The 21,771-nt window shown below is 67.8% G+C and carries 19 protein-coding genes and 2 pseudogenes; 7 read left to right on the top strand and 14 right to left on the bottom strand.

Annotation, left to right across the window (positions count from 1 at the left end):
- Positions 1-3: 3 nt before the first annotated feature.
- Positions 4-354, bottom strand: a pseudogene (locus KUTG_RS66870) (hypothetical protein); the annotation flags it as partial.
- Between the two features lie 649 nt (positions 355-1,003).
- Between KUTG_RS66870 and fdxA the strand changes: the two are divergent.
- Together fdxA and KUTG_RS49075 are read left to right on the top strand one after the other, a co-directional pair.
- A complete protein-coding gene (fdxA, locus tag KUTG_RS49080) occupies positions 1,004-1,360 on the top strand; it encodes a ferredoxin (RefSeq protein ID WP_043726847.1) in 357 nt (118 codons plus the stop codon).
- Between the two features lie 419 nt (positions 1,361-1,779).
- Entirely contained in the window at positions 1,780-2,526 is a 747-nt protein-coding gene (locus KUTG_RS49075; protein ID WP_052396853.1) for a helix-turn-helix transcriptional regulator, read from the top strand.
- A 64-nt stretch (positions 2,527-2,590) separates the two neighbouring features.
- Here KUTG_RS49075 and KUTG_RS49070 read toward each other — a convergent pair whose 3' ends face one another.
- On the bottom strand, positions 2,591-2,833 hold the full coding sequence (locus tag KUTG_RS49070) for a DUF2249 domain-containing protein (RefSeq protein WP_043726845.1): 243 nt from the start codon (positions 2,831-2,833) through the stop codon (positions 2,591-2,593).
- Between the two features lie 683 nt (positions 2,834-3,516).
- Here KUTG_RS49070 and KUTG_RS54995 point away from each other — a divergent pair.
- Together KUTG_RS54995 and KUTG_RS49060 are read left to right on the top strand one after the other, a co-directional pair.
- Complete coding sequence (locus KUTG_RS54995; RefSeq protein WP_157495355.1) at positions 3,517-3,834, top strand: hypothetical protein; 318 nt, start codon at positions 3,517-3,519, stop codon at positions 3,832-3,834.
- Between the two features lie 107 nt (positions 3,835-3,941).
- Positions 3,942-5,273 (top strand): NAD(P)/FAD-dependent oxidoreductase, encoded by a 1,332-nt coding sequence (locus KUTG_RS49060; protein WP_043726843.1) that lies wholly within the window; start codon positions 3,942-3,944, stop codon positions 5,271-5,273.
- 2 nt (positions 5,274-5,275) lie between these two features.
- Here KUTG_RS49060 and KUTG_RS49055 read toward each other — a convergent pair whose 3' ends face one another.
- The 4 genes from KUTG_RS49055 to KUTG_RS49040 form a co-directional block, all read right to left on the bottom strand.
- A complete protein-coding gene (locus tag KUTG_RS49055) occupies positions 5,276-5,599 on the bottom strand; it encodes a hypothetical protein (protein ID WP_043726842.1) in 324 nt (107 codons plus the stop codon).
- 10 nt (positions 5,600-5,609) lie between these two features.
- Complete coding sequence (locus KUTG_RS66865; RefSeq protein ID WP_369794685.1) at positions 5,610-5,789, bottom strand: carboxymuconolactone decarboxylase family protein; 180 nt, start codon at positions 5,787-5,789, stop codon at positions 5,610-5,612.
- 105 nt (positions 5,790-5,894) lie between these two features.
- Positions 5,895-7,655 (bottom strand): aa3-type cytochrome oxidase subunit I, encoded by a 1,761-nt coding sequence (gene ctaD, locus KUTG_RS49045; protein WP_052396356.1) that lies wholly within the window; start codon positions 7,653-7,655, stop codon positions 5,895-5,897.
- A 525-nt stretch (positions 7,656-8,180) separates the two neighbouring features.
- Positions 8,181-8,924, bottom strand: a complete 744-nt coding sequence (locus KUTG_RS49040; protein WP_043726838.1) for a DUF2249 domain-containing protein — start codon at positions 8,922-8,924, stop codon at positions 8,181-8,183.
- A gap of 436 nt (positions 8,925-9,360) precedes the next feature.
- Here KUTG_RS49040 and KUTG_RS49035 point away from each other — a divergent pair, with 436 nt between their 5' ends.
- Positions 9,361-9,666 carry an OsmC family peroxiredoxin gene (locus KUTG_RS49035; protein ID WP_198047635.1) on the top strand — a complete coding sequence of 102 codons (306 nt, stop codon included), beginning with the start codon at positions 9,361-9,363 and terminating at the stop codon, positions 9,664-9,666.
- 32 nt (positions 9,667-9,698) lie between these two features.
- On the top strand, positions 9,699-10,178 hold the full coding sequence (locus KUTG_RS49030) for a hypothetical protein (protein ID WP_198047634.1): 480 nt from the start codon (positions 9,699-9,701) through the stop codon (positions 10,176-10,178).
- An 87-nt stretch (positions 10,179-10,265) separates the two neighbouring features.
- On the opposite strand, the gene KUTG_RS49025 is transcribed toward KUTG_RS49030, so the two are convergent.
- Positions 10,266-10,808: a DUF488 domain-containing protein gene (locus KUTG_RS49025; RefSeq protein ID WP_043726837.1), complete on the bottom strand. Its 543-nt coding sequence runs from the start codon at positions 10,806-10,808 to the stop codon at positions 10,266-10,268.
- Between the two features lie 50 nt (positions 10,809-10,858).
- Here KUTG_RS49025 and KUTG_RS49020 point away from each other — a divergent pair, with 50 nt between their 5' ends.
- Positions 10,859-11,113, top strand: a complete 255-nt coding sequence (locus tag KUTG_RS49020; RefSeq protein WP_043726836.1) for a hypothetical protein — start codon at positions 10,859-10,861, stop codon at positions 11,111-11,113.
- 3 nt (positions 11,114-11,116) lie between these two features.
- On the opposite strand, the gene KUTG_RS49015 is transcribed toward KUTG_RS49020, so the two are convergent.
- The 7 genes and pseudogenes from KUTG_RS49015 to KUTG_RS48985 all read right to left on the bottom strand — a co-directional run bounded on the left by KUTG_RS49015 (position 11,117) and on the right by KUTG_RS48985 (position 21,771).
- Positions 11,117-11,443 carry a cupin domain-containing protein gene (locus tag KUTG_RS49015; RefSeq protein ID WP_043726834.1) on the bottom strand — a complete coding sequence of 109 codons (327 nt, stop codon included), beginning with the start codon at positions 11,441-11,443 and terminating at the stop codon, positions 11,117-11,119.
- A gap of 31 nt (positions 11,444-11,474) precedes the next feature.
- Positions 11,475-12,218 (bottom strand): respiratory nitrate reductase subunit gamma, encoded by a 744-nt coding sequence (gene narI, locus KUTG_RS49010; protein WP_043726832.1) that lies wholly within the window; start codon positions 12,216-12,218, stop codon positions 11,475-11,477.
- 76 nt (positions 12,219-12,294) lie between these two features.
- Positions 12,295-12,948 carry a nitrate reductase molybdenum cofactor assembly chaperone gene (narJ, locus tag KUTG_RS49005; RefSeq protein ID WP_043726831.1) on the bottom strand — a complete coding sequence of 218 codons (654 nt, stop codon included), beginning with the start codon at positions 12,946-12,948 and terminating at the stop codon, positions 12,295-12,297.
- Entirely contained in the window at positions 12,945-14,543 is a 1,599-nt protein-coding gene (gene narH, locus KUTG_RS49000; RefSeq protein WP_043726829.1) for a nitrate reductase subunit beta, read from the bottom strand. The genes narJ and narH overlap by 4 nt, the downstream gene beginning before the upstream one ends.
- Positions 14,543-18,253 carry a nitrate reductase subunit alpha gene (locus tag KUTG_RS48995; RefSeq protein ID WP_052396354.1) on the bottom strand — a complete coding sequence of 1,237 codons (3,711 nt, stop codon included), beginning with the start codon at positions 18,251-18,253 and terminating at the stop codon, positions 14,543-14,545. The genes narH and KUTG_RS48995 overlap by 1 nt, the downstream gene beginning before the upstream one ends.
- Positions 18,225-21,007: pseudogene (locus KUTG_RS48990) on the bottom strand (aconitate hydratase). Before KUTG_RS48990 ends, KUTG_RS48995 begins: the two are co-directional and overlap by 29 nt.
- Positions 21,004-21,771, bottom strand: a complete 768-nt coding sequence (locus tag KUTG_RS48985) for a succinate dehydrogenase/fumarate reductase iron-sulfur subunit (RefSeq protein WP_052396353.1) — start codon at positions 21,769-21,771, stop codon at positions 21,004-21,006. The pseudogene KUTG_RS48990 and the gene KUTG_RS48985 overlap by 4 nt, the downstream one beginning before the upstream one ends.

Below are 21,771 nucleotides of genomic sequence, written 5' to 3'. Positions count from 1 at the left end.
CCAGTCGTACAGCAGCTTGAACGCGGCCAACTCCCGAGCCCACTTGGCCCCGCCGATCCGACTCGGATTATCCGGCGACCGCCGCCGCCACGTCTCGTAGTCATCGACGTCGTCGTGGTCTGCCTCATCCCAGAACCTGCCGCGCTTCCAGAGGAAGGTGAAGAACAGCCGGTAGTCCGTCACGTACGACCGCTGTGACCCGTCGGCGAGAAACGCGAACCGCGACCGGGTGAGGAACCAGGCGAGCCGCGGGTCCACCCTGCCCAGTGGGTCGATCAGGATCGGCGTACCGCTCTCGATATCGAGCGCACGCTCCCGCGCGTCGATGTCGGACCACTCGTCAAGCAACGCCATCCGACCGATCGGAATCTCAGCGTCTCGGGTCGTCCAGTACAGCAACCACTCATCGTCGCCACTGACAACGAGACGGTCGGGTACGTCATCAAGAGGGGGCACCGGCGGACCGTACCGGCCTGCTCAACAACACGCTTAGACCTTCCAAGGAACGGTGCTTCCCCGGAAAATCGTTGTGTTGCTGCGCTTCGTGTTGCGCCTCTCCGAGCGCGGCCCTATCGGCTTGCCGCCGGACTGATCACCGGGCACCGGCAGCGCATCGCCGAACATCGCTGGCAGCCGATGTCGCGCCGTGGCGCCGAGTACATCAGCCACGACTGGCGCCGGCTCAGACTCCGTTGGTTCTTGCCGGTTGACCACTGTTTCCAATTCTCGTAGGTAGCGCTCCGTCGCAACTGTTACGTACACGCGTGAGGTTGGTGCCGAGCTCACAAGTCGCCATCGTGGTCAGACCAATCTGGGTCATGGTCGACCACATCGCTCGCAATACCTGTCCTGTGCAGAGTCGGGTTCGCGGCAGGCTGGGCCGTGGGGAGCGCGTTTGCTGGCCCCACTGGCTGTTCTGGGGTGCCTACACTGACATTTTTTGACTATAATGATAGTAAAAATATGTGCTGCTGGTTCTTCGAGTGCGGTGAGGGGCGCAGGGATGACGTACGTGATCGCGGAGCCGTGTGTGGACGTGATGGACCGGGCGTGTGTCGAGGAGTGCCCGGTGGACTGTATCTACGTGGGTGAACGCTCGCTGTATATCCATCCGGACGAGTGCGTGGACTGCGGGGCGTGCGAGCCGGTGTGCCCAGTGGAGGCGATCTACTACGAAGACGATCTGCCGGACCAGTGGCAGGTGTATACGGAGGACAACGCCCGATTCTTCAGCGAGACCCTGCCCGGTCGAGATGGCCCACTGGGCAGCCCTGGAGGCGCAGCGAAGCTCGGAGACCTGGGAGCGGACACGCCGATGGTGGCGTCGCTGCCTCGGCCACCGCAGGAGAACCGGGCATGAGCGCTGTCCTGGATCGAATGGTCGCCCGTGGCCGAGCCAAGCCGATCTGGGCCTGTACAGCGCCTCCGGCCGCCATCGGCAACTTCTGCACCAGTCCTGCGTGCGGTGTTGATCGTTTATGGGTGGCTTCGGACACGATCTGGGTGCGGGGGCGACACCTTGGCCAGGGCGGGGGTGCCGGTGGAGCGTTAGTTGCCGAGGTGGGCTGTCGGTCGGGGGTGCCTGGCGGATGGAGAGGCGGCGCGCGGACTGGCTCGCGCTGCCGCGTCCGGTCGTGCCGGCGGTCGTCTGACCGAAGGGGCGGTACGGTCGTGCGCGGCGTCGACGTGGTGGTCTACCTGGCCGGACTGCGTCATGGCACGACTACCCGTCCACAACCTGCCTAGTTTCTACAAATGTACTCGGCTAAAATGATGGGTGTGAGCGAGTTGACGTTGACCGATCCCGGTGTGGGGCCGGTGCTCGGCGAGAGTCGGGGCCGGGTGCTGGACATGCTGCGCGCGGCCGGTGGACCGGTGGGCGTCCAGGATATTGCCGAGCATGCGGGCCTGCATCCGAACACGGCCCGGTTTCATCTGGACGGATTAGTCGACGCAGGTCTTGCCCAGCGCGAGGCCGAGGAGCGCAGCCAGCCTGGCCGTCCCCGAATGGTGTATCGCGCCGTCGCGACGGATGTGCCTGCAGGCCAGCGCAGTTATCGGCTGCTGGCCGAGATGCTCACCAGTCTGGTGGCCGACGCGTTGCCGCAGTCCGACCAGGCCGCGGTCACGGCCGGCGAGGCGTGGGGGCGTTACCTCGCGGAGCGGCCGGCACCGTCGCAGCGGGTTGACGTCGCTGAGGGTGTCCGTCGTTTGTCGACGGTGCTGGCGGATGCCGGATTTGCGCCGGACGTGGTGGATGATCCGGTGCAGCCGGTGATCCGGTTGCGACACTGCCCGTTCCGGGAGGTCGCTGAGCAGCATCGTGAGGTCGTGTGCTCGTTGCATCTGGGTCTGATGCGTGGGGTCCTGGCGGAGGTGCGGGCACCGCTGAAGGCCGATCGGCTGGAGCCGTTTGTCGAGCGCTCGCTGTGCCTGGCGCATCTCACCCCCGTTGCGCGGCAGCCGACCGGAGCCGATGGCACGGCTACCACCAAGGGCCGTCGACAGGCTAAAAGCCGGCGGTGACCGACGCGCGGAAGGGAGGGGCTTGGTCGCGACCGAGCCCTTCCTCATCTCCGGGATGTGTCGGTTATTCGGCGGCGACGCGGCCGATGTGGACCTTCCAGACCTCGGGGCCCTGTTCGAGGTCGCCCCAGGTGAACCTGCCGGTGTGTTCGGCGGCGAACTGGTAGTACAGCGGCTTGGGGTCATGGTCGTTGACAAGGACGAAGTCGTCCCCTGCGGTGAGGGCGCCGTAGGTGGCGAAGATCCGTTCGTGGCGCCGTGCCGGGATCTCCTGGCGAACGTCGAGTTCGGGACTGACGGCGGTCATGTTGTTCTCCTTCGTGGTGCCGGTGTGTGGGCCTCGTCCGGGAATCGGGCGAGGTAGTGCAGCAGGCCATTGATGTGCTCGGTCGCGCGCGGCTGGTCGGCCCAGGAGTGACCACACCCGGGCGGCCAGGGTGCTGGCCAGTTCGGGCCGGCTGGCCCCGGCAGCCAGCGGGGTAGGCGCGCTGTGGCTGATCGTCGGCCCGCCGGCCAGCACCGGCCAGGTGCTGATCGGGTTCGCCGGCTTCGCTCTGCTGGGGTGTTCGCCGAACTGCACCGCATCCAGCCCTCGTGGCACAACGCGACCATGGCACTGGGCGTGGTGTGCTGGTGTGTCGCCGGGCTGTCCTGGCTGGGCGGTCGTGACCTGAGCACGCTGGTGTCGTGGCTGGCTGGGTTCCTCGTGCTCACCATCCGCCGGAGAACGCCTGGAGTTGTCCCGGTTGGTCGCGCTCACCGCACGGGGCGGGGACAGTTCCTGGGCGCCGTCGGGCTGCTGCTGGCTGGCCTGGCGATCTCGCTCGTCACCGAATCGGCCGGGGTGCGAGTGGCGGGCGCGGGCCTGCTCGGCCTGGCCGGGTGGCTGGCCACCCACGACATCGCGCCGCACTATCCGCATGCGCGGCGTGACCCGGTACATGGCCATCGGGGTTGGGTGCGGGCTACCTCTGGCTCGCGGTGGCCGGGGTGCTGTGGCTTGCGGCCGGCTGTCTGGGCGACGGGCGGGCGTATGACGCCATGCTGGACGCGGTGTTCCTGGGTTTCGTGTACTCCATGGTCTTCGCCCACACCCCGGTCATCATGCCGGCCATGCTGCGGGTGCGGTTCGGCTTCCACCCGGTCTTCTATCTGCCGCTGGGATTGCTGCACGCGTCGCTGGCGCTGCGACTACTCGGTGGCGACGCGTCGGGCAACAGCCTGGCCTGGCAGACCGGCGGTGTGCTCAACGAGGTTGCGATACTGCTGTTTCTCTCTCAGCGGCCGCGATCGCTGTCTTCCGAGTGAGGCATCGGGGCGCGGCTATGACCAAAGACCCTGGTGCGCACACCGTCAAACCCGCCTAATATTTACAATGGATACAGTGAATATCGGGGAAAGAGGTGGGGCGGATAATGACCACAGCGCGTGGGACGCCCAGGATCCTGATCGTCGGTGGCGGGCTCGCCGGCATGCACGTGGCGCTGCGGCTGCGGCGTAGGCTGCGGCCCGGCGAGGCCACGGTCACCGTGGTCGATGCGCATTCCTACCTGACCTATCAACCGTTGCTGGCCGAAGCGGCCGCCGGCAACGTGGAACCACGCCACGTGGTCGTGCCATTGAGGCAGGTCCTGCCCGGGGTTCAAGTGATCACCAGGGCGGTGGTCTCGGTCGACCACGCGCATCGCACCGCCTATCTGGCCTCCGACATCGGCGAACCGGTACCGCTGGCCTATGACGTGCTGGTGCTGGCACCGGGATCGATCTCCCGCGTGTTGCCGGTGCCAGGGCTGGCCGAGGTCGGCATCGGATTCAAGACCGTCGGCGAGGCGATCCACGTGCGCAACCACGTGCTTGCCCAACTGGATGCCGCCGCCTCGGCCACCGCGCCGGCCCGGCGGCAGGCGGCGTTGACGTTCGTGTTCGTCGGCGGCGGCTACGCCGGTGTGGAGGCATTGGCCGAACTGGAGGACATGACCCGCGATGCCTGTGCGCACTACCCGGAGATCGACCCGACGCAACTGCGCTGGGTCCTGGTCGAGGCCGCAGGGAAGATCCTGCCCGAGGTTGGCGACCGGATGGGCCGTTACACCGTGGATCTGTTGCGACGCCGGGGAATCGAGGTTCGGTTGGCCACCCGGTTGCGGTCCGTCCTTGATGGCCACGTGGTGCTCGATGACGGAACCGAGTTCGACGCGGGCACGCTGGTGTGGACCGCGGGTGTGGCACCGCATCCGCTGCTCAAGCAGACCGATCTGCCGCTGGATGAACGCGGCCGGGTGGTCACCACCGAATATCTCTCCGTTGTGGACACTAAGGACGCGTGGGCGCTGGGTGACTGCGCCGCCGTGCCCGACGTGACCCGTGACCCGGGCATGCTGTGCCCGCCCAGCGCCCAGCACGCGGTCCGGCAGGCCACGGTGCTGGCCGACAACCTCCTCGCCACCCTGCACGGGACGCGACCGGTGGTCTACCGGCACGCCTACGCCGGGTCGGTGGCCAGCCTCGGCCTGTATCGGGGTGTCGCGCAGATCTACGGCCTGCGGTTGCACGGATTTCCGGCATGGTTGGCGCACCGCACCTACCACCTGCTGAAGCTGCCGTCGTGGAACCGGCGGCTGCGGGTGGTCGCGGACTGGACGCTGGCGTTGCTGTTCCCCCGCGAGATCGTGTCGCTGGGGGTACTGGAACACGCCCGCGACGACTTCACCACGGCTGTGGCCGCGCGTACCCACAAGGCGAGTTGAGCTCACCGGCCGGTGGGTTGAAGGTGATGGATCGTGCTCTCGGTCGAGGCATCCTGCGCGACATCGAAGGTGGACTGCGCCATGACGACCGGTGGCCCGCCGCACGGCTGGCGATGCGGCGCATGGTGCTCTGCGTGGGCCGTCGCGGGGTTCTGGTGTTGATCGCCGCCGAACTCGCAATGGTGGCAATGGCGGTGGTCGGTGGACCGATCAACCAACACGTGCTGCTCGTCATCGGCGCCGGGGTCTGCGTGGTGCTGCTGATGGCCGTGGTACTGGTCCGGTCGGCGAAGGCCGACCGGCTGGCCACATCCGATCGTTTCCATGATCTCCTCGTCACTGGCCCCGTGTGCCGAGCGAGCGCCCCGTGTGCCGAGCGAGCGTGGTGTGTCCGGCAATGCAGTAGGAGCACCGGGTCACGTGCGCCACGGCGACCGCGACGAGTTGCTTGGTCCTCTCCGGCAGAGCGCTCTCGGCGAAGACCTGTTTGCTGAACGCGTCGAAGGCTCGGCGGATCTCGGGAGCGAGCTGGCGACGCCGCTCGGCGATCTCACGTGTCGCGTGGGGTACGCATCCACAGCCATGTCCAGATCCTTCCGGTAGTCGGGCCGGGGTGCGGTGTCAGGCCGTCGGACCGGTTCCGGAGTCATCCGTAGCAGAAGGCCCAGTCGCCGCGTTGGCCGTGTCGGCGGAGCGGGAGTGGTACCTGCGGCCGAGGTGGGCTTCGGCCCGCATGCGTCCGACCATGTGCGGATAGTGCAACTCGAACGCGGGGCGTTCGGAGCGGATGCGGGGCAGCGAGGTGAAGTTGTGCCTCGGTGGCGGGCAGGTCGTGGCCCATTCCAGCGAGTTGCCGAACCCCCACGGATCGTCGACCTCGACGACCTCACCGTAGCGGTATGACTTGATCACGTTGTAGATGAAGGGCAGCATCGACGCGCCGAGGATGTAGGAGCCGATGGTGGAGACCGTGTTGAGGGTGGTGAAGCCGTCGGTGCTGAGATAGTCGGCGTAGCGGCGGGGCATACCTTCGGCACCGAGCCAGTGTTGGATCAGGAACGTCATGTGGAAGCCGATGAATGTGGTCCAGAAGTGCAGCTTGCCCAAAGGTTCGTCGAGCATCCGACCGGTCATCTTCGGGAACCAGAAGTAGATGCCGGCGAAGGTGGCGAACACGATGGTGCCGAACAGCACGTAGTGGAAATGCGCCACGACGAAGTAGGTGTCGGTGACGTGGAAGTCGATCGCCGGGGAGGCCAGCATCACCCCGGTCAGGCCGCCGAACAGGAAGGTGACCATGAACCCGATCGACCACAGCATCGGGGTTTCGAAGGTGAGTTGCCCCTTCCACATGGTGCCGATCCAGTTGAAGAACTTGATCCCGGTCGGGACCGCGATCAGGAAGCTCATGAGCGAGAAGAACGGCAGCAGCACCGCACCGGTGGCGAACATGTGGTGCGCCCACACGGTCATCGACAGGCCCGCGATACCCAGCGTCGCATAGACCATGCCTCGGTAGGCGAACATGGGTTTGCGGCTGAACACGGGAACGATCTCGGTGACGATGCCGAAGAAGGGGATCGCCACGATGTAGACCTCGGGGTGGCCGAAGAACCAGAACAGGTGCTGCCACAGGATCGCGCCGCCGTTGGCAGGGTCGTACACGTGCGCGCCCAGTTGACGGTCGGCGAGCAGGCCGAACAGTGCCGCGGTCAGGATCGGGAACGCCGACAAGATCATGATGCTGGTGATCAGGATGTTCCACGTGAAGATCGGCATCCGGAACATCGTGATCCCGGGCGCGCGCAGGCACACCACGGTGGTGATCATGTTCACCGCGCCGAGGATCGTGCCCAGTCCGGCCAGGATCAGACCGGTGATCCACAGATCGGCGCCGATCCCCGGCGAGTGCACGATGTCCGACAGCGGGGTGTAGGCGAACCAGCCGAAATCCGCCGCACCTCCCGGGGTCACGAACCCCGACAGCACGATCAGGCCACCGAACAGGAACAACCAGTAGGACAGGGCGTTGAGGCGGGGGAAGGCCACATCCGGTGAGCCGATCTGCAACGGCAGGATGTAGTTGGCGAACCCGAACACCGTGGGCGTCGCGTACAGCAGCAGCATGATCGTGCCGTGCATGGTGAACAGCTGGTTGTACTGCTCCTGCGACAGGAACTGCAGTCCGGGACGGGCCAGCTCGGTGCGCATCAGCAGCGCCATCACACCACCGACCAGGAAGAACCCGAACGACGTGCTCAGGTACATGATGCCGAGCATCTTCGGGTCGGTCGTGCGGATCGCCCGCAGCAGGTACGCACCCTTGACCGACTCCCGTGCTGGATAGGGGTGAATGGTGATCGGACGCTGCGTCGTGGTCACAGTGCGTGTCCTCCCGGAAGGTCGGCACGGCGCAGTGTCGGCGGATACGTCGTCGCTGACCGGGCAGGGCGCGGTGGGTGACCGTCGCACGGTCGTTTCGGGTATCGGGAATTGACGGCGAGATAGGCCAGGCCGCCGGCGTCGGCCCTCACAGCGTCCCCATCATGAGACAGCCACAGCAGGATCCCGGGGCGCAGCCGCCGGGAACGAAGATGAGTGCGGACGCTGCCACATCCGGCGAGGACGAGGATCCAGGCATCGACATCCGGTTCGGCCGGGCTGCCGGTGCGGTGGCCCGGCGGGATCAGGACGAGAGTGGCGTCCGGCCGCTGACCGTGCCATGTCCACGGCCGCGGTCGTTCGATCGGGCCTCCCCGTGGTGCGGACCGTGCATCCATCGGGTGCGTCACCTCCCCGTTCTCCGTCGTGCTGTGTCGGCGGCCGGCACCTCTTCGACGTCCACCTGCGGTGGCCGGTGTGCTGTGGTTTCAGTATGTGTCGGGTGGCTTGCGAAATCCCTGCGCGCTACGCCGGTACCGCGGGGCGCCCGATGCGGATCCGCCACTGGCTCGGGCCGGATTCCAGGTAGTCCCAGGTGAACTCGCCAGGATGGGTGGCGGTGAACTCGCGGCGCAACGGTTTCGGGTCGTGGTTGTTGACCAGCACGAACGACTCACCGGGAACCAGTCGCGCGTAGCGACCGAAGATCCGCGGGTGTCGCTGTCCGTGCGGAACCGGGCGCACGTCAAGGACCTCTGGGACATCCAGTTCTCCGCCGTGCAGCAGGGTGCGCAGCTCCTCGGCCAGACTGGGTAGGTCGGCACCGGGCAACTCGGCCAGGGCGGGCAGCAACACGGTGTGTTCGATGTCCACGCATACCGCCAGTACCGCGCCCACCGCGCGCGCGGCGCGGGTCGTCTGTGCGGTGGTGCTCGCCGCGACGAGGTCGTCGATGTGTCGGCTGACGGCCTGCTGCTGGCGGCGCAGGGCGCGGACCAGCAGTCGGGTTCCGGGCGCGCCTGCCGCGGTGGCGTACAGGACGCGGTCGGTCACGGCCAGATGGTGGCGCAGTTGGTCGGTGCTGAAGTCCACCAGCCTGGTGTGCGCCTCCTGCCGGGTCGCGCCGTCGAGTTCCAGTTCGGTCACCAGGGCGGCCTTCGCCTGGTACGCCCGGAGCAGGCGGTCGGTATCCTCCCGGATCGCCGCCCTCGCCCGGAGTGCCGGGTCGTCGCGGGTGCCGCTGATGTAGACGTCGGATGTCGTGGTCATGAGGAGTCCTCTCGCTGACCGAACCCCCGAGTTCGTTATATTTACGATTGATGCTAGTATAAATGTGAGCCGCGTCAAGTCATCACAGTCGCGGGCCCGCGACCAACCCGGCGCGCCAGGACGGTGGTCATCAACCGCGATGATGGCATCGTGGGCAGCACCACCACGGCGCTCGACTGACCAGCACCCCTGCATTATTAACCAGAATAGTTGTAGAAATGGAAGGGATAGTGCGGTGTCCGCGGACGTGCCGGAGACCGAGCGCGGGACTCTCGGAGGAGTTGGAGGGAGACTGGCATGGCGATCGCGGAACGTCCCGCGGAAACCACCTGGGAGGGCACGTTCGGCGGTAGTCGAGGGACGGTCCGCGCCACCAATGGTGCCCGGGACGCCCTGCCCGTGACCTGGGCGGCCCGCACCGAGCACCCGGGCGGGGATGAGCAGTCCGGAGGAGTTGGCCGCGGCGGCACATTCCGCCTGCTTCGCGATGGCCTTGGTGTTGCGGCTCGGTGAGCGCAAGGCCCGAGCGGAGCGGCTGACCGTCACCGCTACCGTGACCTTGGCGGAGGTCGACGGTGTTTCCACCATCGTGTCCTCGGCACTGCGGGTGGGCGGCCGCGTGCCGACGGTGGACGCGGCTGGGTTCCAGTCCGCGGTCGACGAGGCCGCGGCCCTGTGTCCGGTGTCCCGCCTGTTCGCCGGGGCGAAGGTCACGGTCCACGCCGAAATCGAGCAGGTCTGACCCGAGCCTGCTCCGAAAGGATGCACCCAGCGGTGTCCACGATCACGTCCGCGGCGCATGCCGCACTCACTGGTGTACTCATCCTCGCCACCGCCGTCTGGCTCGGAGGTTTCATCACGATCGCCGTGGTGGCGCGGGTGGCCCAGCACGCCCTGGGGCCGACGGAACGAGTCGCGTTCTTCCAGGCGCTGGGCCGCGCCCACGGGATCGTCAGCGGTCTGGCCTTACTGATCGGGTTCGCCACCGGTGCGGTGCTGGTGTCCGGCCGGCCGTGGGACGGGCTGCTCGTCACGACGGTCGCGGTGGCCGGACTGTTGGCTGCGACCACCGCCATCGGCGTGGCCCAGGCACGGCGAATGACCCGCCTGCGCCGGCACACCCTGAATCAGACCGACAACCTGCTGTTGGCCAGGCTGGTGCGCCGGGAGGCACGCGGCGCGGGACTGTTGCGCGCGGGAATCGGCGGCCTCAGCCTTGCTCTGGTCGCCCTCGGCGTCCTGCTGGCGATGTGACACATCCGAGGGTGCTTAGCTCTGTGCCACGCGGGCGAGCAAGCAACGCTGAGGAAACCCGGCCATGCCCGCGGTCGGCGTCAGGGCTCACGACTTCAGAGGTGACTGGCCGGCGTCGTAGACGAGCAGGTTCCCCTCAGCAGCCGGCCGTGCTTCGGGACTGGTGTGGTGCGGGCGCAGCGTGCCGTCGTGCATGAGATGGCATACCTCGATCTCGCGGACCAGCACGAGGAAGTCGGCGATCATCTTGCGGTGGCAGCGCCACCACACAGATTCGGCGCACATCACCGTGGTTGGTTCCTCGGCCGCGGTGGTCAGCAGGTCGTCGATGGCAGCGAGGAACTCCGGTGAGCGCATGTGTCCGGCGTACCCGCTGAAGGCTCGGTTGCGCAGGGCGGTGTCCGGGGTGTCCGGCCGGGGTTTTCGCCAGCCGCCGAGCCGCTTGTCCCACCGGTAGTCGATGCCGGCCTCGGGCAGCCATCGCGACATCGCGTCCCGGGTGGCGTCGGGATTGTGCCGGCTGCCCGGTGCGGTGCGCACGTCGACTAGTCGCCGTACTCCGGCGGCGCGCAGCAGCCGGGTCATCTGTTCGGCATCCGCGGTGCCGTGGCCGAAGGTCAGGACACGCATAACCACCCAATATCACGCCGACGCGGCCGTGGAAGACGCATGCTGAAACTGTGAGTGCGGACGTGTCGGCCGAGGTTGTGGCGTGCGCGCTGCGTCGTGTCCGGCCCACCGCCTATCGGATCGAGCGCAGTAACGGCGTTACCACGATCACGTTGGTGGTGAACGTCAGCGCGGCCGGCCGGCGCAACGCCGCGGCGAGGATTGTCGCCGCGTTGGCCGACAGCGGCTTGGAGTTGACCGACGACGATCCGATCCAGGCGCTGGCCGGCGACCGCAGCCCGTTGGTGGTGCGGCGGCATCGGTGATGGCTAGGTAGCGACGGTCAGCAGGACGACGCTGTCCTCCAGCGCGTCCAGGCTGTGCCGGGCCTGAGGGATGACGAGCAGGTCGCCGGTGCGGCCGTCCCACGAGATCTCGTTGGCGTGCAACCGAACTCGCCCGCGCAGCACGACGAGGGTTGCTTCGCCGGGACTGGTGTGCTCAGTCAGGCCGGCGCCGGAGACTAGCGCGATCAGCGTCTGGCGCAGTGCGTGCTCGTGGCCGCCGTAGACGGTGGCAGCACTGCGCCCGGACGATGCGGCGGCGGCCCGTTCGAGATGTTCCCGGGCCAGGGCCTCCAGCGAGAACTTCTCCATACCCATGCTCCTTCCAGCCGCTGTCCGTTGGTCAGTACCGAACTCCGATGCGGCGCCAGCGTCGGCCGCTGGTGCCGGGTTCGCTGGGCGGTGCGGGGACGCGGCTGCGGTAGACGATGAACGGGCGCCACAGGTACCACAGCGGATAGCTCCAGGCGTGCACCAGGCGGGTGAACGGCCATACGGCGAGGATGGCCCAGGCCGCGGTGGCGTGGATTTGGTAGATCAGGGGTGCGTGGGTGATGGCGGCGACGTCGGGGTTGCCGGCGAACAGGCCACGGAACCACAGTGCCACGCTCTCCCGGTAGTCGTAGCCGCCGCCGAGCAGGTTGACCCCGATGGTGGGGATGATGCCGAGCACGATCACGATGCCAAGTAGGACGAGCGCGACCCAGTCGACCGGGCTGGTGGTGGCCCGGACCTTCGGGATGACGGTGCGCCGGTAGGCGAGCATGGCCACACCGATGATCACGCCGAGCGCGGCGACGGTGCCGGCGGCCGAGGAGAACCAGCGGTACGCGGTCTCGGGGATGCCGAGGGCGTGGGTGAACGATTCGGGAATGAGGATGCCGATGACGTGTCCGGCGATCGCGGCGAAGGTTCCGTAGTGGAACAGCGGGCTGCCCCACTTCAGCAGCACCCGTTCCTGCAGTTGGGTGGAGCGGCTGGTCCAGCCGAACTGGTCGTAGCGCCAGCGCCATACGTGCCCGACGACGAAAGTGGCCAGGGCGAGGTAGGGCAGGATCACCCACCACCACAGGTCCCACGCACTCATCGACGTCCTCGCTTCGCTGCGGGCGCGGATGAGGCTCCACGCACGCTGTGTTGGATGATTCGTTCGCTGCGCTCACTCATCGATGCTCTCCCGCGAGGTATTCGGGTGGCGCGAACGGCTCCAGCCCCACCACTTCGCTGGGTGGCCCGGTGGCGGCGAGCGCGCGCAGATTGTCCCGGTCCCGTTGGTGGAGTTCGGGTAGCCGGTCGCGGATCATGTCGAGCAGTCCGGCGTAGGGGCTGTTCGCGTCGCGTAGGGCATCGGCGAGCAGTTCCAGGCCCGCCTGGCACTGGATCAGGATGCGGTGGCCGGGTTCGGGTGCGAGCGCGGCGAATTCCAGGACCAGGGGCAGAAAGTCGGGCAGCTCGGACTCCGGAGCGGGGTATCCGGCGTTGCGGTAGAGGTGTTTGAGCGCGAGCAGGGCCATGCCGCGCGCCCGGGTGTCGCCGTGGCGGTAGTAGGTCAGGTACAGGCTACGGCGACGGGTGTGGTCGAACGTCGTGACATAGTGCGCAGCGGCCTCGGTCGGCGTCATTGCCGCCATCCAGTTCACGAAGCCGGCCACGGACGCCCGGGGTGTGGGAGCCCCGATCGTCGGGAGCGCGGCGGTCACGTCGTCGAGCCGAGCGTGTACTCGTTCGTCCGGGTAAGACAGCAGGATCGAGGCGATCTTGTATAGCAGCGCGGTGTCCGCCGGATTGGGCGCGCTGCGGCGCCGCAGCCGGGTCATCGGCCCCCCTCGCCGAACAGGTTGGGTGCGCGCGTGGTCGCGTTCCAGCCCAGCAGGTTGAACCGCACCCGGCCATCATCGTCCCGGAACTGGCTGCCGCCGCCGGTCGCCGCGAGGGTGTCCGCGGCGTGCGTGCTGGGGGCCGTGACCGGGTCGGGATAGCCGACGGAGCAGTGTTGTGCCTGCAGGCTGCCGGTGTCCTCGGCGTGCACCTTGGGGATGACGTAGCGCTCGTCGTATTTGGCGATGGCCAGGGTCCGGTACAGGTCCTCGACATCGTCAGCCGCCATGTCCACCGAGGACAGTAGTTCGTCGTCGATCGGATCGCCGAGTTGCTGGGCGCGCATGTGGGTGCGCAGCACGGTCAGCGTGCGCAGTACCCGCTCCACCGGTCGGGTGTCTCCGGCGGTGAACAGGTTGGCCAGGTATTCCATCGGGATCCGCAGGGATTCGATCGCGGCGAACACCTGGTCCGGGTCGTCGTCGTGGTAGCCGGTGGCGTGTACCGCGTCGGTGACCGGGGACAGCGGCGGGACGTACCAGACCATCGGCATCGTGCGGTATTCCGGGTGTAGTGGCAGCGCCACCCGGTGTTGCTTGATCAGCGCGTAGGCCGGTGACCGTTGGGCGGCCTGTATCCAGTCGTGGGCGATGCCGTCGCGTTCGGCCTGTGCCTGGACATCCGGGTCGTGTGGGTCGAGGAATACCGACAGCTGCGCCTCGTAGAGGTCAGTGTCGTCGGGGACGGATGCGGCGGCGAGGACGGCATCGGCGTCGTAGAGCATCACGCCGAGGTGACGCAGGCGGCCGACGCAGGTTTCCGAGCAGATGGTGGGCTGGCCGGCTTCGATGCGTGGGTAACAGAAGGTGCACTTCTCGGCTTTGCCGGTGCGGTGGTTGAAGTACACCTTCTTGTAGGGGCAGCCGGACACGCAGAACCGCCAGCCGCGGCAGCGGTCCTGGTCGACCAGGACGATGCCGTCCTCTTCTCGCTTGTACATCGCGCCGGACGGGCAGGACGCCACGCAGGACGGGTTGAGGCAGTGCTCGCAGATGCGGGGCAGGTAGAACATGAACGCCTGCTCGAACTCCATCCGCACCTGTTCGGACAGGCCGGTCAGGTTCGGGTCGGCGGTCGCGTGCTCGGGTGCTCCGGCGAGGTCGTCGTCCCAGTTCGGCCCGGCCGAGGGTGCCATGTCACGGCCGGTCAGCTGCGATTTCGGGTGCGCGCTGGGCAGGTCGTCGGACAGCGGTGCGGTGGTGAGCTGCTCGTAGTCGTAGGTCCAGGGCTCGTAGAAGTCGTCCAGCGACGGCAGTTCCGGGTTGTAGAAGATCGTGAGCAGCTTGTGCAGCCGGCCGCCGGCCTTGAGTTTCAGCTTGCCGCGCCGGTTGAGTGTCCAGCCGCCCTTGAATCGCTCCTGGTCCTCGTAGCGGCGGGGGTAGCCGACTCCCGGTTTGGTTTCGACGTTGTTGAACCACATGTATTCGCTGCCGGGCCGGTTTGTCCAGGTCTGTTTGCAGGTCACCGAACACGTGTGGCAGCCGATGCACTTGTCCAGGTTCATCACCATCGCGACCTGCGCCATGACTCGCATCAGAATTCCACCTCCTGGGCGCGGCGGCGGATGACGGTGATCTCGTCGCGTTGGTTGCCGGTGGGGCCGATGTAGTTGAAGCCGTAGGAGAACTGGGCGTAGCCGCCGATCAGGTGGGTGGGTTTGATCAGCAGGCGGGTCAGCGAATTGTCCCCGCCGCCGTGCCGTCCGCTGATCTCGGTTTTCGGCACGTTCAGGTGCCGGTCCATGGTGTGGTACATGAACACCGTGCCTTCGGGCATGCGGTGGGTGACCACCGCGCGGCAGGCGACCACGCCGTTGCGGTTGTACGCCTCGATCCAGTCGTTGTCCGCGACCTCGATCTTCGCCGCGTCGGCGGGGCTCATCCAGATCACCGGGCCGCCGCGGAACAGGGTGAGCATGTGCAGGTTTTCCTGGTATTCGGAGTGGATCGACCACTTCGAGTGCGGGGTCAGGTAGCGCACGACCACCTCCGGCCGACCATCCACACCGGACTTGGGTGTACCGAAGTGGGCGAGCATGTTCAGCGGGGGCCGGTAGGTGGGCAGTTGCTCGCCGAACTCGGCCATCCAGTCGTGGTCGAGGAAGAAGTGCTGTCGCCCGGTCAGCGTGTGCCACGGTTTGTGCCGCTCCACGTTGACGGTGAACGGCGAGTACCGGCGGCCGCTGGTCTCGCTGCCCGACCATTCCGGTGAGGTGATCACCGCGCGAGGTTGGGTCTGGGTGTCGGCGAAGGTGATCCGGTCGCCTTCCCGCTCGCCGGCGAGGTCGGCCAGTTCGACGCCGGTCTGTCGTTCCAGCGCACGGAATCCAGCCACCGCCAGGCGCCCGTTGGTGGTGCCGGACAGCGTCAGGATCGCCTCGCAGAACTGCTCGTCCCGCGCGATCGAGGGTCGGCCGTCGGCAATTCCGCCACGCACGGCGCCGTTGTGGTGGCGCAGGTAGTCGATCTCGCGCTCGGGTGTCCACGTGATGCCCTTGGTCGTGGTGCCCAAGGTGTCCAGCAGTGGCCCGATCGCGGCCATCTTCGCCGCGACCGCGCCGTAGTCGCGTTCGACCACGATCAGCTTCGGCATGCTCTGCCCGGGGATCGGCTCGCACTCGCCGACCTTCCAATCCTGCACAACGCCGTGTGGTTGGGCCAGTTCGTCCGGGGTGTCGTGGGCCAGGGGTGCGGCGATGACATCCCGGCGCACGCCCAGGTGCGTGCTGGCCAGTTCGGAGAACCGCGTCGCGAGCGTGTGGAAGACGTCGAAGTCGGTGCGGGCCTCCCAGGGCGGGGCGATCGCCGGGTTGAAGGCGTGCACGAACGGGTGCATGTCCGTCGACGAGAGATCGTGCTTTTCGTACCAGGTTGCGGCGGGTAGCACGATGTCGGAGAACAGGCAGGTGCTGGTCATCCGGAAGTCCACTGCCACCGAGAGGTCCAGCTTGCCCACCGGTGCCGGATTCCGCCAGGTCACCTCCGTGGGCCGCAATTCGGGTGGGGTTTCGGTGGCGGTGACCGCGTCGCTGGTGCCCAGCAGGTGCCGCAGCAGGTATTCGTGGCCCTTCATCGACGAGGCGAACAGGTTGGCCCGCCACACCATCAGCACGCGCGGGAAGTTCGCCGGGTCGTCGGGGTCCTCGGCCGCGAACCGCAGCGTGCCGGCCTTCAGTTGCCCGACCACGTAGTCCGCCACGGCCATGCCGGCGTGCTCGGCCTCGTCGCACAACTCCAGCGGGTTGCGGTTGAACGCCGGGTGCGAGGGCATCCACCCCAGCCGGGCGGCCAGCGCGTTGCAGTCCGGCAGGCTGCGTCCGGCCAGCCGTCCCGCGCCCAGCGGGCTGGCCAGCGCGTCAGCGGGAAAGGCTTCGTAACGCCACTGGTCGGTGGCCAGCCACCACAACGGCGTGCCCACCATGTGCCGGGTCGGGCGCTGCCAGTCCAGCCCGAACGCCAGATGGAACCAGCCGGTCAGCGGCCGCACCTTCTCCTGCCCCACGTAGTGCGCCCAGCCACCGCCGTTGACGCCCTGACAGCCGCACAACTGGAGCATGGCCAGGAACGCCCGGTAGATCTGGTCGGAGTGGAACCAGTGGTTGGTGCCCGCGCCCATCGCGATCATCGACCGGCCACCGGTGCGTTCGGCGTTGCGGGCGAACTCCCGCGCCACCCGCGCCGCCGCCTTCGCCGGCACCGAGGTGATCGTCTCCTGCCAGGCAGGCGTGTACGGCGCGGCCGCGTCCTCATAGCTGGCCGGCCAGTCGCCCGGCAGGCCGTCCCGAGCCACCCCGTACTGGGCCATGACCAGGTCGAACACCGTGGTCACCAGATGGCCGCCAACCCGCGTGGCCGGCACACCGCGCCGCAGCACGCCACCCGACTCGCCGGGTCCGGAATCGAAGCGCGGCAGGTCCACCGCCACCGCCCCGCCGCGAGCTCCGCCGTGGAGGGTGAGTGCCGGCCTGACGTCGTCCAGTTTCAGGTTCCACCGGCCCGGCGAGGCGCCCCAGCGGAACCCGACCGAACCGTTGGGCACGACGGGCCGACCGGTGTCCTCGTCCAGGAACACCGTCTTGAATGCGGCATTGTCGGTGTCCTCGGCAGTGTCATCGAGATCGGCGGCGGTGAGGAACTTGCCGGGCACGAACGCATCCCCATGTTCGGTCAGGGTGACCAGGAACGGCAGGTCCGTGTAGGACGTGGCGTAGTCGAGGAAACGCGGCACCTGCCGGTCGCGGTAGAACTCGGTGAGGATGACATGGCCCATCGCCATCGCCAGCGCTCCGTCGGTGCCGGGCGCGGCGGCGAGCCAGTCGTCGGCGAACTTGGTGTGGTCTGAGTAGTCCGGGGACACCACCACGACCTTCTGTCCTCGGTAGCGGGCCTCGGTCATGAAATGCGCGTCCGGCGTTCGGGTGATGGGCAGGTTCGTCCCCCACACGATCAGGTAGCCGGCGTTCCACCAGTCCCCGGACTCCGGCACGTCGGTCTGGTCGCCGAACACCTGCGGCGAGGCCATCGGCAGGTCGGCGTACCAGTCGTAGAACGAGGAGATCGTGCCGCCGATCATGGACAGGAAACGGGTGCCGGCCGCGTAGGAGACCATCGACATGGCCGGGATCGGGGAGAACCCGACGATCCGGTCCGGCCCGTACCGCTTGATGGTGTGCACCTGTGCGGCGGCCATCAGTTCGGTGACCTCCGCCCAACTCGACCGAACGAATCCGCCCTTGCCACGCGCCCGCTTGTAGCTCGCCGCCGCCACCTGGTCGTCCACAATGGATTCCCAGGCGGTTACCGGGTCGGCGTGCTCGGCGCGGGCGGTGCGCCACAGCTCCAGCAGCGGGCCGCGCACGTACGGGTATCGGATGCGTGTGGGCGAGTAGGTGTACCAGGAGAACGAGGCGCCGCGGGGGCACCCGCGGGGCTCGTACTCCGGCGAATCCGGCCCTACCGAGGGGTAGTCGGTGGCCTGTGTCTCCCAGGTGATGATGCCGTCCTTGACATACACCTTCCACGAGCACGAGCCGGTGCAGTTCACGCCATGGGTTGATCGGACTTCGCGATCGTGTCGCCACCGTTCCCGGGAGAACTCCTCCGCCCCCCGACCGCCCTCTCGATACAGCACCCGCCGGTCCGCGGACTGCTGGCCGGGGAAGAAGAACTGTGCCGAGCGCAGCAGCGTCTCGGCGGCATCGTGGGCGGGTCGCCCATCAGCGGGCGGCGATTCGGCGGAGCACATAGGGCAGGATCCCTCCGTGGCGGTAGTAGTCCGCTTCGCTGGGGGTGTCGATACGGACGTCGGCGTCGAATTCGCGGGTGTCGCCGTTCGCCGCGGTGGCGGTGACCCGCACCTGGTCGGGCACGCGCGCGCCGCCGGTCAGGCCGCGAACGGTGAAGGTCTCCTCGCCGGTCAGGCCGAGCGTGGTGGCGTTCTGACCGGGCGGGAACTGCAGGGGCAGCACGCCCATGCCGATGAGATTGGCGCGGTGGATGCGCTCGTAGGACGCGGCGATGACCGCTTTGACGCCGAGTAGCGCGGTGCCTTTGGCCGCCCAGTCCCGTGACGAACCGGACCCGTATTCCTTGCCGGCGATGACCAGCAGGGGCACGTGTTCGCCGGCGTAGCGTTGGGCGGCGCCGTAAATGGTCATCCGCTGCCCGTCGGGAAGATGCCGTGTGATGCCGCCTTCGGTGGCCGGAGCCAGCTGGTTGCGCAGTCGGATGTTGGCGAAGGTGCCGCGGATCATCACCTCGTGGTTGCCGCGCCGCGATCCGTAGGAGTTGAACTCGCCTGGTGGAATCCTGTGTTCCCGCAGGTACGCCCCAGCCGGCGAGTCGCGCTTGATGGCACCGGCCGGGGAGATGTGATCGGTCGTGACCGAGTCCCCGAGCAACACCAGGACCCGGGCGTTCTCGATATCCCCCACAGGGTCGGGTTCGGCGGGCAGGCCCTCGAAGTAGGGCGGGCGGCGGACGTAGGTCGAGGCGGGATCCCAGGCGAAGGCGTCGCCGGCTGGGGCCGACAGCGACCGCCAGCGTTCGTCGCCGGTGAACACGTCGGCGTAGTCGCGGGTGAACATCTCCGGGCGCAGGCAGGACGCGACGGCCTGGTCGATGTCGTGCGAGCTGGGCCAGATGTCGCGCAGGAACACTGATCGGCCGTCCGAGCCGATACCGAGTGGGTCGTGGGTGAGATCGATGTCCATCGACCCGGCGAGGGCGTAGGCGATGACCAGCGGTGGGGAGGCCAGGTAGTTCAGTTTCGTTTCGGGGTGGATGCGGCCCTCGAAGTTTCGGTTGCCCGACAGCACGGAGCACACCGCGAGGTCACCCTCGGCGATGGCGCGGGACACCGGTTCGGGCAGCGGGCCGGAGTTGCCGATGCAGGTGGTGCAGCCGTAGCCGACCAGGTCGAACCCGAGTTCGCGCAGGGCCGGCAGCGCATCCGCCTGCTCGAAGTAGTCCATGACGACCTTCGAGCCGGGCGCCAGCGAGGTCTTCACCCACGGTTTGCTGCGCAGCCCCCGATGGACGGCGTTGCGGGCCAGCAGTGCGGCGCCGAGCATCACCTGGGGGTTGGAGGTGTTGGTACAGCTGGTGATCGCCGCGATCACCACGGCGCCGTGGTCGAGTTCGACCGTCTGGCCGGAGTCCAGGGTCACCGCGACCGGTTTGCCGGGTCGTCCACCGGTGCCGCCGGCCTGGCGCGGCCGGACCGGCCGATCACCAGCCCGGTTGCCGGTCACCGCGATCGGATCGGAGGCAGGGAACGACTCCGCGCCACTCTCGTCCAGGCCGACCGATACCGGGTCGGCCGGCAGGTAGCCGTGCAGCGCCGTGCGAAAGACGGACGCGGCCTGGTCCAGTGGGATGCGGTCCTGCGGGCGCTTCGGCCCGGCGATCGATGGGACCACGGTGGACAGGTCGAGCTCCAGGGTGTGCGAGTAGGCGGGTTCGTGGTCGGGGTCGTGCCACAGTCCTTGTTCCTTGGCGTAGGTCTCGACCAGCGCCACGTGCTGCGGGGATCGGCCGGTCAACCGCAGATAGACCAGGGTTTCGGTGTCGATGGGGAAGAAGGCGCAGGTGCAGCCGTACTCCGGGCTCATGTTGCCGATCGTGGCGCGATTGGCCAGCGGCACCTGCGCCAGGCCGGGGCCGTGGAACTCCACGAACGTGCCGACCACGCCGTGCGCCCGCAGCAGCTCGGCGATGGTCAGCACCAGGTCGGTCGCGGTGCTGCCCTCCGGTAGCCCCCCGGTCAGCTTCACACCGATCACCTGCGGGAGGAGCATGCTCATCGGCTGGCCGAGCATCGCGGCCTCGGCCTCGATCCCGCCGACGCCCCAGCCCAGCACGCCCAGCCCGTTGACCATGGTGGTGTGCGAGTCGGGCCCACCAGCGTGTCCGGGAACGCCTGGCCGTCCTCGGCGAACACCACCCGGGCGAGGTGCTCGATGTTGATCTGGTGCACGATGCCGGTCTTGGGCGGCACCACCCGCAGGTTGTGGAACGCCTGCTGGCCCCAGCGCAGGAACTGGTAGCGTTCCCGGTTGCGCTGGTACTCCAGCTCGACATTGCGGTCGAACGCGTCGGGCCGGGCGACGTAGTCGGCGATCACGGAGTGGTCGATGACCAGTTCGACCGGGCGCAGCGGATTGATCGCCGCCGGGTCACCACCGAGCGCGACCATGGCCTCGCGCATCGCGGCGAGATCGACGATGCACGGCACGCCGGTGAAATCCTGCATCAGCACCCGGGCCGGGGTGAACTGGATCTCGGTGGCCGGCTCGGCGGTCGGGTCCCATCCGGCCAGCGCCTGGATCTGCTCGGCGGTGACGATGTGGCCGTCCTCGTGCCGCAACAGGTTCTCGGCCAGGACCTTCAGCCCGTAGGGCAACCGCCGCACGCCGGGCAGCCGGTCGAGGCGGTGGATCGCATAGGACGTCCCGGCGACCGTGAGGCGGTCGCGTGTCTCGAAGCTGTTGACGGTCATGGCTGCCCTCCGTCCGGTTGCGGTTTGTGCCGCCAGTTCGGGAACAACCGGCGCAGCGGGTCGTAGCGGCGATCGACGACGCGTTCCTTCATCGGGATGATCGCGTTGTCGGTGATGTGGATGTTCTCGGGACACACCTCGGTGCAGCACTTGGTGATGTTGCACAGGCCGATGCCGTGCGCCTCCCGGAGTTGGGTCCGCCGGTCGAGGGTGTCCAGCGGGTGCATGTCCAGTTCGGCGTGCCGGATGAACAACCGGGGACCGGCGAAGGCGACCTTGTTGTCCTCGTGGTCGCGGATCACGTGACAGACGTCCTGGCACAGCCAGCACTCGATACACTTGCGGAACTCCTGCGACCGCTCCACATCAGCCTGCCGCATCCGGTACTCACCCGCGGCGAGGTCCGTGGGTGGGGTGAAGGACGGGATCTGCTGGGCCTTGCGGTAGTTGAACGACACGTCGCACACCAGGTCGCGGATGACCGGAAACGTCCGCAGCGGTGTGACGGTGACGGCGTCGCGGGGCAATGCCGACAGCCGGGCCATGCACATCAGCCTCGGTCGCCCGTTGATCTCGGCGCTGCACGAGCCACACTTACCGGCCTTGCAGTTCCACCGCACCGCCAGGTCACCGGCCTGAGTGGCCTGCACGCGGTGCACGGCGTCGAGCACGACCTCGCCCTCCTCGACGGTCACCGGGTAGCCCACCAGACCACCGGCGGTGGCGTCGCCCCGCCAGATCCTCAGATTCAGCTGATAACCCAT

This window comes from Kutzneria sp. 744 (assembly GCF_000568255.1).
GTDB lineage: Bacteria > Actinomycetota > Actinomycetes > Mycobacteriales > Pseudonocardiaceae > Kutzneria.
The sequence above is the reverse complement of the archived record's forward strand: the minus strand, read 5'-3'. Positions and strand labels throughout refer to the sequence as shown.